This window comes from Delftia sp. JD2, assembly GCF_001682645.1.
Taxonomy (GTDB): Bacteria; Pseudomonadota; Gammaproteobacteria; order Burkholderiales; family Burkholderiaceae_C; genus Comamonas; species Comamonas acidovorans.
In genome coordinates this window covers 111,159-123,250 of the sequence record NZ_LFJT01000012.1, presented here as the reverse complement: position 1 = coordinate 123,250, position 12,092 = coordinate 111,159, and the positions used below count along the sequence as shown (strand labels likewise).

The window sequence follows — 12,092 nt, the reverse complement described above, 5'->3', positions numbered from 1 at the left end:
GGGCGAGCCTGCCGATGCGGCTGCGCCATCTGCAGCCGCTGTTACCGAGTCCACACCGGCCGGCCCGCCGCTGGACCTGCAGCAGGCCCTGGCCCTGGCGCTGGACGGCAACCCCGGCCTGCGTGCGGCCCGCCGGGCGCTGGAGGCCAGCGATGGCGCCGTGCTGCAAAGCCGTGCCCGGCCCAACCCCGAGCTGGCCTGGTCGCAGGAGGACACGCGCCGCAGCACCCGCACACTGACCGTGCAACTGAACCAGACCCTGGAAGTGGGCGGCAAGCGCGAGGCCCGCATGCGCGTGGCCGAGCGCGGGCGCGACCTGGCGCAGGCCGAGCTGGCGGGGGCCGAGGCTGCGCTGCGCGCCGACGTGGGCACGGCCTTCTTCGGCGTGCTGGCTGCGCAGCAGCGCGTGGTCCTGGCCGGGCAGACGCTGGAGATCGCCAGCAGCGCGCGCGAGGCCGCAGCCCGCCGCGTGGCGGCCGGCAAGGTGGCGCCGCTGGAGGAAACCCGGGCCCGCGTGGCCGAATCCGGCGCCCGCCTGGAGCAGGCCAAGGCCCGCTCGGGCCTGCGCGTGGCGCGCGGCCAGCTGCAGGCGCTGTGGGGCGAGCGAGTGCTCCCCTTCGGCCAGGCCGAGGGCGCGGTGGACGCCCTGCCCCAGCTGCCTGAGCTGGCAGCCCTGCAGCAGCGCATCGAACAGGCGCCCGCCGTGCTGCGTGCGCGCCAGGCGCTGGAGCAAAGCCGCGCCACGGCCGACCTGGAGCGTGCGCGGCGCCTGCCCGATCCCACCGTCAGCCTGGGCGTCAAGCGCGCCACCGAGGTCGGGCGCAACCAGCTCGTGGTCGGCGTCTCCGTGCCCCTGCCCGTGCTCGACAGCAACCGGGGCAACCAGCTGCAGGCCCTGCGCCTGGCCGACCAGGCCGAGGAGCAGTTGCTGGCCACGCGCGTTCAGCTGCAGGCCCAGCTGTTCGAGGCGCGCGAGCTGCTGCAGGCCAGCCGCGAGCAGGCGCGCCAGCTGGCCGAGGAGGTGCTGCCCACGGCACGCACGGCCTACGAGCTGGCCTCGCGCGGGTTTGCGCTGGGCAAGTTCGGCTACCTCGACGTGCTGGACGCACAACGCACCTGGTCCGAGGCGCGCAGCCAGTACCTGGACCAGCTGCTGGCCACCCACCGCGCCGCCGCCGACATCGACCGCCTGCTGGGCACCGAATCCGGCCTCTGATTCCGATAGCAACCTGATTGCATCCAGACCATGAACACCAAGCCCTCCTCCTCCCCCCTCGGACCGCGCCGCACCCTCGTGGCCATTGCCGTCATCCTGGCCCTGGGCGCGCTGGCCGCCACGCTGATCCTGCGCAGCGGCGCGCCGGGCGCAGCCAAGGCCGACAGCCATGGCCACGGCCACAGCGAGGCCGCAGGCCATGCCGATGGCGAGCACCACGGTGCCGCCGCAGCCGCAGCCGATGGCCACAAGCACGACGAAGGCCATGCCGACGATGAACACCATGAAGATTCCAAGGCGGAAAAAGCCGAGGCCAAGCCCTCCGCCAAACCCGCAGCCGCCGCCGAAGCCGGCCATGGCGACGAAGAAGGCCTGATCGCCATGGACGCCCAGCGCATGCAGGCGGCCGGCGTGCGCCTGGCCGAGGCCGGCCCGGCCACCGTGCGCTCCGTGCTGCAGCTGCCCGGGGAGATCCGCTTCAACGAAGACCGCACGGCCCACGTCGTGCCGCGCGTGGCCGGCATTGCCGAGAGCGTTCCCGCCAACCTGGGCCAGAACGTGAAGAAGGGCCAGTTGCTGGCCGTGCTCAGCAGCGCCGCCGTGTCCGAGCAGCGCAGCGAACTGCTGGCCGCCAGCAAGCGCCTGGAGCTGGCCCGCACCACCTACGCACGTGAAAAGCAGCTGTGGGAGGAAAAGGTCTCGGCCGAGCAGGACTACCTGCAGGCGCGCCAGGCGCTGCGCGAGGCCGAGATCGCCGTCTCCAACGCCCAGCAGAAGCTGGCCGCCACGGGCGCCGGTGCCGGCGGTGGTGCGGGCGGGCTCAACCGCTTCGAGCTGCGCGCGCCGTTTGACGGCGTGATCGTGGAAAAGCACCTGTCCGTGGGCGAGGCCGTGCAGGACACCACCCAGGTCTTCACCATCTCCGACCTGCGCAGCGTCTGGGCCGAGATGCGCGTGGCCGCGCCCGATCTGCCCGCCGTGCGCGTGGGCGAGAAGGCCACGGTGCGCGCCACGGCCTTCGACTCCTCGGCCACGGGCGAGGTGGCCTATGTGGGCGCCCTGATCGGCCAGGACACGCGCACGGCCCCCGCGCGCATCACCCTGCCCAACCCCGACGGCGTGTGGCGCCCGGGCCTGTTCGTGAACGTGGAGCTGACGGCATCGTCCCGGCAGGCGCCGCTGGCCGTGGCCACGCAGGCACTGCAGAAGATGGAGCAGCAGACCGTGGTCTTCGTGCCCGTGCAGGGGGGCTTTCGCGCCCAGCCCGTGCGCGTGGGCCGCGCCGACGGCAAGACCACCGAGGTGCTGGAAGGCCTGAAACCCGGCCAATCCTACGTGGCCGAGGGCAGCTTCATGCTCAAGGCCGAGCTGGGCAAGGCCACGGCCGAGCACTCCCATTGATGCGGGCATGAACGGAGAACTCCATGTTTGAACGCATCATCCGATTTGCCATAGAGCAGCGCTGGCTGGTCCTGCTGGCCGTGCTGGCCATGGCCGGGCTGGGCATCTACAACTACCAGCGCCTGCCCATCGACGCCGTGCCCGACATCACCAATGTCCAGGTGCAGATCAACACCCAGGCCAGCGGCTACTCGCCGCTGGAGACCGAGCAGCGCGTCACCTATCCCATAGAGACCGTGATGGCCGGCCTGCCCCATCTGGAGCAGACGCGCTCGCTGTCGCGCTACGGCCTGTCCCAGGTCACCGTGGTGTTCAAGGACGGCACGGACATCTACTTCGCACGGCAACTGGTGGGCGAGCGCATACAGCAGGCGCGCGACAGCCTGCCTGCCGGCATCACGCCCACGCTGGGCCCCATTTCCACGGGCCTGGGCGAGATCTACCTGTGGACCGTGGAGGCCGAGGACGATGCGAAAAAGCCCGACGGCACGCCCTACACGCCCATGGACCTGCGCGAGATCCAGGACTGGGTCATCAAGCCGCAGCTGCGCAACGTGCCCGGCGTCACCGAGATCAACTCCATCGGCGGCTACGCCAAGGAGTACCTGGTGGCGCCCGCGCCCGAGAAGCTGGCGGCCTACGGCTTCACGCTGGCCGACATCGTCACCGCCCTGCAGCGCAACAACAGCAACGTGGGTGCGGGCTATATCGAGCGCCAGGGCGAGCAGTACCTGATCCGCGCGCCGGGCCAGGTCGGCGGCATCGCCGACATCCGCGAGGTCATCGTGGGCTCGGCCCAGGGCCAGCCCATCCGCATCCGCGATCTGGCCGAGGTGGGGCTGGGCCAGGAGCTGCGCACGGGCGCGGCCACCGACAACGGCCGCGAGGTGGTGCTGGGCACGGTGTTCATGCTGATCGGCGAGAACAGCCGCACCGTCTCGCGCGCCGTGGACCAGCGCATGGCCGAGATCAACCGGGGCCTGCCCCCGGGCGTCAAGGCCATCACCGTCTACGACCGCACGAACCTGGTGGACAAGGCCATCGCCACGGTCAAGAAGAACCTGGTGGAGGGCGCGGCCCTGGTGGTGGTCATCCTCTTCCTGTTCCTGGGCAACCTGCGCGCGGCGCTGATCACGGCGTTGATCATCCCGCTGTCCATGCTGTTCACCTTCACGGGCATGGTGCACTACAAGGTCAGCGCCAACCTCATGAGCCTGGGGGCGCTGGACTTCGGCATCATCATCGACGGCGCCGTGGTCATCGTGGAAAACTGCGTGCGCCGCCTGGCCCATGCGCAGGAGGCGCGCGGACGGTCGCTGACGCGCAGCGAACGCTTCCATGAAGTCTTCGCCGCCGCGAAGGAAGCGCGCCGCCCGCTGCTGTTCGGCCAGCTCATCATCATGGTGGTCTACCTGCCCATCTTCGCGCTCACGGGCGTGGAGGGGAAGATGTTCCATCCCATGGCGCTCACGGTGGTCATCGCGCTGGCCGGCGCCATGCTGCTGTCCATCACCTTCATCCCGGCGGCGATTGCGCTGTTCATGGGCGACAAGGTGGCCGAGAAGGAAAACCGCCTCATGGGCTGGGCACGCCGCGGCTATGCGCCCGTGCTGGCGCGCGTCATGGCCGCGCCCGCCGTGGTGCTCACGGCCGCCGCCGTGGCCGTGGCGCTGAGCCTGCTGCTGGCCACGCGCCTGGGCAGCGAGTTCGCGCCCAACCTCAACGAGGGGGACTTCGCCATCCAGGCGCTGCGCATCCCCGGCACCAGCCTTACGCAGTCGCTGGAAATGCAGATGCAGATCGAGAAGGCGCTCAAGAAGGAGTTCCCCGAGATCGACCGCGTGTTCGCGCGCACCGGCACGGCCGAGATCGCCTCCGACCCCATGCCGCCCAACATCTCCGACGGCTACATCATGCTCAAACCGCGCAGCGAGTGGCCCGACCCGGCGCGCCCGCGCGATGAGCTGCTGGCCGCCGTGCAGGCGTCGGTGGACCGCATCCCGGGCAACAACTACGAGTTCTCCCAGCCCATCCAGCTGCGCTTCAACGAGCTGATCTCGGGCGTGCGCAGCGACGTGGCCGTGAAGATCTTCGGCGACGACATGGCCGTGCTGGAGAAAAGCGCCCAGACCGTGGCCGGCATGCTGCAGCAGATCGCGGGCGCCTCCGAGGTCAAGGTCGAGCAGACCACGGGCCTGCCCATGCTCACCGTGCAGATCGACCGCGAAAAGGCCTCGCGCTATGGCCTGAACATGGGCGATGTGCAGGACGCCATCAGCACCGCCATGGGCGGCACCGAGGCCGGCACGGTATTCCAGGGCGACCGGCGCTTCGACATCCAGGTGCGCCTGCCGGACGCCGTGCGCAACGACCTGCAGGCCCTGAGCCGCCTGCCCATCGCCCTGCCGCGCGGGGCGGACGGGCGCATCGGCTTCGTGCCGCTGTCGGCCGTGGCCACGTTCGAGACCGCGCCCGGCCCCAACCAGGTCAGCCGCGAAGACGGCAAGCGCCGCATCGTGGTCAGCGCCAATGTGCGCGGGCGCGACATGGGCTCCTTCGTGGGCGAGGCACAGCAAAAGCTGCAAGGCCTGTCGCTGCCGCCCGGCTACTGGACGCGCTGGGGCGGCACCTTCGAGAACCTGGAGTCGGCCACGCGCCGCCTGCAGATCGTCGTGCCCGTGGCCTTGCTGATGGTCTTCGTGCTGCTGTTCGCCATGTTCGGCAATGTGCGCGACGGGCTGGTGGTCTTCACGGGCATTCCGTTCGCGCTCACGGGCGGCATCCTGGCGCTGTGGCTGCGCGACATACCGCTGTCCATCTCGGCGGCGGTGGGCTTCATCGCGCTGTCGGGCGTGGCCGTGCTCAACGGCCTGGTCATGATCTCCTGGATCAGAACCTTGCGCGAACAGGGCGCCAGCGTGCCCGACGCCGTGACCGAGGGCGCGCTCACCCGGCTGCGCCCCGTGCTGATGACGGCCCTTGTCGCCTCGCTGGGCTTCGTGCCCATGGCCATTGCCACGGGCACGGGCGCCGAGGTGCAGCGGCCGCTGGCCACGGTGGTGATCGGCGGCATCCTGTCGTCCACGCTGCTGACCTTGCTGGTGCTGCCGCTGCTGTACCGTCTGGTGCACCGCAACGACCCGTCGGAAGCGGACGCCGCAGGCGCAGTGCCCACGGCATCGGCACCAGCCGCTTAGCACGCCACCCACGCCACCCACGCCACCCATGCCGCCTGGCAGGCCCTGTGGCAGCCAGGCGGCGCGGGGTTTTCTTCATGCCCGGCCGCCTCGGCACCAGGGGCTGGCCGGCTGGCCAAACATCTTTTCCAGTCGATGTGAACGTCGCGCATCAGGCATGGAGCGGCGGCAGGCTCCTGCCTAGAATTTGTCCCACAACAGCAAGGACAACGGGAGGGAGACAAGGCCATGAACAGCCCCGCCAGCGGACAGCACGGCCGTGCCCGCATCGCCGTGGAGAGCCGGTCCATCGACTGCATTCCCGACAGCGAGCGCCATGCGCGGCTCGCCGACCAGGGGCCGTTCTGGTTCCTGGGCAACTTCCACTTCTTCACGCTTTCCATCGGCTTCGTCGGCCCGTCGCTGGGGCTCTCGGCGCCCTGGAGCGCCCTGGCCGGGACGCTGGGCATCATGTTCGGCACGCTGTTCATGGCGCTGCACGGCGCGCAGGGGCCGCAACTGGGGCTGCCGCAGATGATCCAGTCGCGCGCGCAGTTCGGCTTTCGCGGCGTCACCCTGCCGCTGTGCGCCACGCTGCTCGTGTTCACGGGGTTCAACGTCGTCAACGTCTCGCTCATCATGCAGGGCATGCAGGCCGTGTTCGGCCTGCCGCCAGCGCCCACGGCCTGCGTGGCCGTGGCGGTGGGCGCCTTGCTGGCGGTCTGCGGCCACGATGTGATGCACAGGGCCTTCCGCTACGCGCTGATGCTGGCGCTGCCGCTGTATGCGCTGGCCACGCTGGCGTTGCTGGCAGGCGTGGGCGAGCCCGCCTTGCACGTTCGGCCGGAGCCATTGCCAGGATTCGCATGGAGCGCCTTTGCCGCGCAGTTCACCATCGCGGCCAGCTACAACATCTCCTATGCGCCCTATGTGTCCGACTATTCGCGCTACCTGCCGCGCCATACCGCGCCCCGGCGCCTGATCGCGGCCATCTTCCTGGGCGCCTCGCTGTCCGGGGCCTGGATGATCGGGCTGGGCGCGTGGATGGCGCAGCGGCTGCAGGCCGGCGACGCGCTGGCGGCGCTGGGACGGATCGGCACCGGCCTGTTCCCGGGCGCGGACCGGCTGCTGCCTGCCCTGGCCGTCGTGGCCTTCGTGCCCATCATCGCCCTCAACACCTACAGCGCGGCGCTGACCGTGCTCACGGCGGCGGATTCGCTGGGCGGCCTGCGCCCCACACGCAGCGCACGCGGTGCACGCATCGGCGCCATCGCCGCCATCAGCGCCACCATCCTCGCGTGCGTGCTGTCCATCCAGGGCAGCGGCGTGGCATTGCTGCACTCCTTCCTGGCGCTGCTGCTGTACTTCCTGGTGCCGTGGACGGCGGTCAACCTCGTGGACTACTTCCTGGTGCGCAAGGGCCGCTACGCCATCGCCGATTTCTTCACGCCACAGGGCATCTACGGCGCCTGGGGCTGGCGCGGCATCTGCGCCTATCTGGGCGGCTTTGCGGCCATGGTGCCCTTCTTCCACATCCACGACGCCACGGACGGCCATGCGGTCTTCATCGGCTGGGCTGCGCAGCGGCTGGGCGGCGTGGACTTCGCCTGGCTGCCGGGCATTCTCGTGGCCGGCAGCCTTTACTGGGTGCTGGCCCGCAACCTGGATCTGCAGGCCGAGGAGGCCGCCAGTTGCCAGCCGCGGCAGGACAGCCACCCTTTGCATCTCAAGGAGCGCACACCATGACGGAGCACCGCATCCGCATCATCCAGCCCCGTCTGCGTGACGGCGACATTGCCGGCAACCTGGCGATGACGCTGAAGACGATCAGGGCCAGCGCGGGGCAGGCCGACCTGCTGGTCTTTCCCGAAACCTGCATCAGCGGATTTCCCCGGCCGGACAACGTGGCGCAGCTGGCCGAGCCGCTGGATGGCCCCTCGGCCACTGCGCTGCGCGAGGCCGCGCGGCAAGCCGGCGTGGCCGTCGCCATCGGCCTGGCCGAAGCGGACCGGGGCCGTCACTTCAACGCAGGCCTGCTGATCGATGCCGATGGCCAGGTGCTGCTGCACTACCGCAAGACCATGCTCTACGACTCGGACCACGGGGTCTTCGAGGCCGGGGATCGCCAGCCCGTCTGCACATGGCGCGGCCTGCGAGTGGGACTGCTGATCTGCTTCGACATCGAGTTTCCGGTACCGGCCCGCGCCCTGGGCGTGCAGGGCGTGGACCTGATCGTGCTGATGGACGGGATGATGCACCCCTACGGCCACATCCATCGCCACGCCGTGCCCGTGCGCGCCATGGACAACCAGTGCTACATCGCCATGGCCAACCGCGCCGGTCCCGGCGACAGCTACGCCTTCTGCGGCGAAAGCCAGTTCGCCGATCCCTTCGGCCAAACGCTGGCGCGCATCGCGGGCGATGCCGAGGGCCTGCTGGACGTGCGCCTGGACCCTCTGGCGCCCGGCCGAGCGCGTGCGCAGTACCGGGGGTGACGAGCGCCGAGGCGCCGCAGTGTCTCGGTCATCGCGGTCATCTGTGTCGGTTGTATGACAGCAATGTCACCATCCTGTGGGGCTGGTGTGGGCACGTGATTTCTACATTGGAGTCCTCTCCTCTGCGTTCCGCATCGCGGGGCGTGGGGAGAACGAATTACCAACGTGCCTGAAAGGAATCACATCATGTCGCAACGCCGCTTCACCCCCGCCACCCTCATTGCCGGCCTGGCCGCATCGGCAGCGCTGCTGCTGCCCGGCATGGCATCGGCGGCCGGATACATCCACCCGGCCAACAACGAGGCGGGCGCCGTCGTCCACCCCGAGCATTTCAAGAGCAGCAAGACACGCGCCCAGGTGACGGCCGAGGCCGAGGCAGCCGTGCGCCAGGGCGGCACCTCGCGCTTCAATGCCAGCGTCTATCCGGCTCCCGCACCGCAGACCGGCGCGGGCAAGACACGCCAGGAAGTGATCAATGAACTGATCAACGAAACGCCTGCCCAGCGCGATGCACGCCAGCGTGCCATGGGTGGCTGATGCGCAGGCGGGGCCCGTGCCCCGCAGGTGCCGGATCAATGCAAACCCGACGCGCCGTCTGGCTACGAGCCTGCGGCGCGTTCTGCTTCCTCGGCATCATGGGCGCGCGCAATGGCCAGGATCACGTCGCGCGCCAGCCGGCGCTTGGGCACGGGAAGGCGCAGGTAGATCTTGAACAGCTCGTTGTCCTCATAGCCCAGGCCTGCGGACCAGGCGCTCTTGGGCTCGCGCACCTCGCGAACCTGCTGCGGCGAGCGCAGGAATTCCTCCAGCGGCACCTGCAGCCAGTCGGCCAGCGCAGCGAGTTTCTTGGCGTTGGGCATGGTCTTGCCGACCAGCCAAAGGCGCACGCCGTGCTGGGACATGGGCTTGCCCCAGAAACGGGAATTGAACTCGTGCTCCAGCACGGCAGGCCTGGCTTCATAGCCCTGGGCCTGCATTGAATCACGTAATTTTTGAGCAAACCGCTGCTTTGCATCCTGCATGCGCGAACGCTATGGGATTGGTCTGATTGAGATGTGAGTATTGATAAAAATCACTTCTCTTTTTGATTGATAGTTAATATCAACCATCGATCTGGAAATCACATGCACGGGGGAGCAAATGCGTTGGCAACGAGTGTGGCTGCTGCCCTCGAGCCTTGTACTGGTGCTGGGCGGTTGCGGCGGTGACGACGGTGATGTCCTGGCGGTCCAGGCCGCATCCTGGGGCGGTGCATCGGAGGTCTCGATAGGCCAGGTGCTCCAGGAGAGGAACGCATGCGCGCGCAGTGCATGGCGCAGCGTGGGCGATGGAAGCGGCGGGCGCATCGTCGAGTACACCTGCGAGAGATCAGGCACGCATGGATATCTGCAGCTGCGTCTGCGCCAGGATGCCGAGCAGCTGCAGCAAGCGGCCGATGGCGAGCAGGCGCGGTTCGAGGCCCGGCTGCGTGGCGGCTGGCGCGAATTGCTGATGCTGGAGCGCCAGCGCCAGGAGATGCTGGGCCGCCATCGGCTTGAGGCGCAGAAGGACGCGGAACGCATGCGCCTGCACCTGGAAGACCTGCGCATGCTGGAGGAAATGACAGACTGCCGCAGCTTCCGTCCGCAAGGGCTGGGCGCCGAAGCAGCTCCGCAGCGGCTGGTGCTGGCCGCCGACGCTTGCGTGCGTTCCGGGCGCCCCGCCGAGCCGGTCTACGCACGCGAACGCAAGCAGACGCTGGAGCGCATGCGCGCAGCCCTGCCGCGCTACGACGAGGCACGGCTGGGGCGCGAGGCGGCTCTGCGGGCACTGGAGCGCACGCTAGAGCAGCAGGAGGCGGCGCTGCGCAGACTGGAGGAGGACCGACCCGAGACAGGGGAGCGCATCCGCAGATCCCTGGCCGAGCGGCTGGAGGCGATGCGCCTGCGGCTGAACCAGGTCGGCCGTGTGCGCGAACTCACGCGCTGGAGCGTGGCCGGCGCGCGCGTGGCCTACCTGGACACCGCCTTGGCGATGGAATGCGGCATGCGCACCCTGTCCCATGCCGTACCACTGGAGGCCATGATCGAAGACCTCGCGGAGGACCTGGCCGTGCCCCGGCAGGAAGCTGCGCTGGCCCGCGCGCTCGATGGGCTGTGGCTGCGCTGCCTCCAGCAGCCGTGACCAGCGGGTTGCATGGTGGTCGTTGCACAGTGCTCGTTGCACGGCGCCGGTTGCACCACGCCTCAGAATCTCGGCAGTTCCGGGTGTGAGATCTGGCCGCCGCGCACCAGCATCTTTCCGTACTCGGCGCAGCGGTTGAGCGTGGGAATCACCTTGCCGGGGTTGAGCAGGGCCTGCGGGTCGAAGGCGGCCTTGAGCGCGAACATCTGGTCGTTCTCGGCCGTGGTGAATTGGGTGCACATGGAGTTGAGCTTTTCCACGCCCACGCCATGCTCGCCCGTGACCGTGCCGCCCATGGCCACGCTGGTCTCCAGGATGTCGGCGCCGAACAGCTCGCAGCGGTGCAGCTCGTCGGGGTCGTTGGCATCGAACAGGATCAGCGGGTGCAGGTTGCCGTCGCCCGCGTGGAAGACGTTGGCGCAGCGCAGGCCGTATTTCTTTTCCATCTCCTGGATGGCCAGCAGGATGTCGGCCAGGCGCTTGCGCGGGATGGTGGAGTCCATGCACATGTAGTCGGGGCTGATGCGCCCGCTGGCGGGAAAGGCGTTCTTGCGCCCGCTCCAGAAGCGCAGGCGCTCGGCCTCGCTTTCGCTCACCGTGATGGCCGTGGCCCCGGCGCCGCGCAGCACCTCGCTCATGTGGGCGATCTCTTCCTCGACTTCCTCGGGCGTGCCGTCGCTCTCGCACAGCAGGATGGCCTCGGCCGTGAGGTCGTAGCCGGCCTTGACGAAGTCCTCGACGGCGGCCGTCATGGGCTTGTCCATCATCTCCAGCCCGGCCGGGATGATGCCGGCCGCGATCACGGCGGCCACGGCGTCGCCGGCCTTGCGCACGTCGTCGAAGCTGGCCATGATGCAGCGCGCCAGCTGGGGCTTGGGGATCAGGCGCACGGTGACTTCGGTGGTCACGGCCAGCATGCCCTCGCTGCCGACCAGGATGGCCAGCAGGTCGAAGCCCGGCGTGTCCAGCGCCGTGGAGCCGAACTCCACCGGCTCGCCCTCCACGGTGAAGCCGCGCACCTTGAGCACGTTGTGCACCGTCAGCCCGTACTTGAGGCAGTGCACGCCGCCAGAGTTCTCGGCCACGTTGCCGCCGATGGTGCAGGCGATCTGGCTGCTGGGATCGGGCGCGTAGTACAGGCCGAAGGGCGCGGCGGCCTCGCTGATGGCCAGGTTGCGCACGCCGCACTGCACCACGGCCGTGCGGCTGGCCGCATCGACCTGCAGGATCTTGTTGAACTTGGCCAGCGACAGCGTCACGCCCATGGGATGGGGCAAGGCGCCGCCCGACAGCCCGGTGCCCGCGCCGCGTGCGATCACGGGCACCTGGATGGCGTGGCAGGCTCGCAGCACGGCCTGGACCTGGGCCTCGGTCTCGGGCAGGCAGACCACCAGCGGGCGCTGGCGGTAGGCCGTGAGGCCGTCGCATTCATAGGGTGTGGTGTCCTCGGCATTCCACAGCAGGGCGTGGGCGGGCACATGGCGGGCCAGCGCGGCCACGACCTCGGCCTGGCGCCGTGCGCGCTCGGAGGTTGCAGGCTGTCGATGGGCGGCATCGGCGGCGGCCGACGCCATGGCGCCGGGAGCGGGGCTGGCTGGGGAGCTGGCGGGAGTCATGGAGCCTGACTTTAGGCGATGCCGC

General features: G+C 69.5%; 9 protein-coding genes. 7 read left to right on the top strand and 2 right to left on the bottom strand.

Annotated features, from left to right (window positions below):
* From ACM14_RS09305 to ACM14_RS09280, 6 genes are all read left to right on the top strand, one after another.
* On the top strand, positions 1–1,216 hold a 1,216-nt coding region (locus ACM14_RS09305), incomplete at its 5' end, for a TolC family protein (protein ID WP_139093405.1).
* Between the two features lie 30 nt (positions 1,217–1,246).
* Positions 1,247–2,617 carry an efflux RND transporter periplasmic adaptor subunit gene (locus ACM14_RS09300; protein ID WP_065345991.1) on the top strand — a complete coding sequence of 457 codons (1,371 nt, stop codon included), beginning with the start codon at positions 1,247–1,249 and terminating at the stop codon, positions 2,615–2,617.
* A gap of 23 nt (positions 2,618–2,640) precedes the next feature.
* Positions 2,641–5,814 carry an efflux RND transporter permease subunit gene (locus tag ACM14_RS09295; RefSeq protein WP_065345990.1) on the top strand — a complete coding sequence of 1,058 codons (3,174 nt, stop codon included), beginning with the start codon at positions 2,641–2,643 and terminating at the stop codon, positions 5,812–5,814.
* A 228-nt stretch (positions 5,815–6,042) separates the two neighbouring features.
* Positions 6,043–7,539, top strand: a complete 1,497-nt coding sequence (locus ACM14_RS09290; protein ID WP_065345989.1) for a cytosine permease — start codon at positions 6,043–6,045, stop codon at positions 7,537–7,539.
* On the top strand, positions 7,536–8,288 hold the full coding sequence (locus ACM14_RS09285; RefSeq protein WP_065345988.1) for a carbon-nitrogen hydrolase family protein: 753 nt from the start codon (positions 7,536–7,538) through the stop codon (positions 8,286–8,288). Before ACM14_RS09290 ends, ACM14_RS09285 begins: the two co-directional genes overlap by 4 nt.
* Positions 8,289–8,474: 186 nt before the next feature.
* Positions 8,475–8,825: a DUF4148 domain-containing protein gene (locus tag ACM14_RS09280; RefSeq protein ID WP_034390000.1), complete on the top strand. Its 351-nt coding sequence runs from the start codon at positions 8,475–8,477 to the stop codon at positions 8,823–8,825.
* A gap of 62 nt (positions 8,826–8,887) precedes the next feature.
* Here ACM14_RS09280 and ACM14_RS09275 read toward each other — a convergent pair whose 3' ends face one another.
* Positions 8,888–9,310, bottom strand: a complete 423-nt coding sequence (locus ACM14_RS09275) for a hypothetical protein (RefSeq protein WP_013804415.1) — start codon at positions 9,308–9,310, stop codon at positions 8,888–8,890.
* 118 nt (positions 9,311–9,428) lie between these two features.
* On the opposite strand from ACM14_RS09275, the gene ACM14_RS09270 reads away from it, so the two are divergent.
* Positions 9,429–10,451, top strand: coding sequence for a hypothetical protein (locus ACM14_RS09270; protein ID WP_065345987.1), 1,023 nt, complete (start codon positions 9,429–9,431; stop codon positions 10,449–10,451).
* A gap of 62 nt (positions 10,452–10,513) precedes the next feature.
* Here ACM14_RS09270 and ACM14_RS09265 read toward each other — a convergent pair whose 3' ends face one another.
* On the bottom strand, positions 10,514–12,025 hold the full coding sequence (locus ACM14_RS09265; RefSeq protein WP_065345986.1) for an FAD-linked oxidase C-terminal domain-containing protein: 1,512 nt from the start codon (positions 12,023–12,025) through the stop codon (positions 10,514–10,516).
* Between the last annotated feature and the right edge of the window lie 67 nt (positions 12,026–12,092).

What these genes read in the sequence shown, in the direction of transcription:
- ACM14_RS09300 (WP_065345991.1), top strand. Translation starts at nt 1,247, where the DNA reads ATGAACACCAAGCCCTCCTCCTCCCCCCTCGGACCGCGCCGCACCCTC.
- ACM14_RS09295 (WP_065345990.1), top strand. Translation starts at nt 2,641, where the DNA reads ATGTTTGAACGCATCATCCGATTTGCCATAGAGCAGCGCTGGCTGGTC.
- ACM14_RS09290 (WP_065345989.1), top strand. Translation starts at nt 6,043, where the DNA reads ATGAACAGCCCCGCCAGCGGACAGCACGGCCGTGCCCGCATCGCCGTG.
- ACM14_RS09285 (WP_065345988.1), top strand. Translation starts at nt 7,536, where the DNA reads ATGACGGAGCACCGCATCCGCATCATCCAGCCCCGTCTGCGTGACGGC.
- ACM14_RS09280 (WP_034390000.1), top strand. Translation starts at nt 8,475, where the DNA reads ATGTCGCAACGCCGCTTCACCCCCGCCACCCTCATTGCCGGCCTGGCC.
- ACM14_RS09275 (WP_013804415.1), bottom strand. Translation starts at nt 9,310, where the DNA reads ATGCAGGATGCAAAGCAGCGGTTTGCTCAAAAATTACGTGATTCAATG.
- ACM14_RS09270 (WP_065345987.1), top strand. Translation starts at nt 9,429, where the DNA reads ATGCGTTGGCAACGAGTGTGGCTGCTGCCCTCGAGCCTTGTACTGGTG.
- ACM14_RS09265 (WP_065345986.1), bottom strand. Translation starts at nt 12,025, where the DNA reads ATGGCGTCGGCCGCCGCCGATGCCGCCCATCGACAGCCTGCAACCTCC.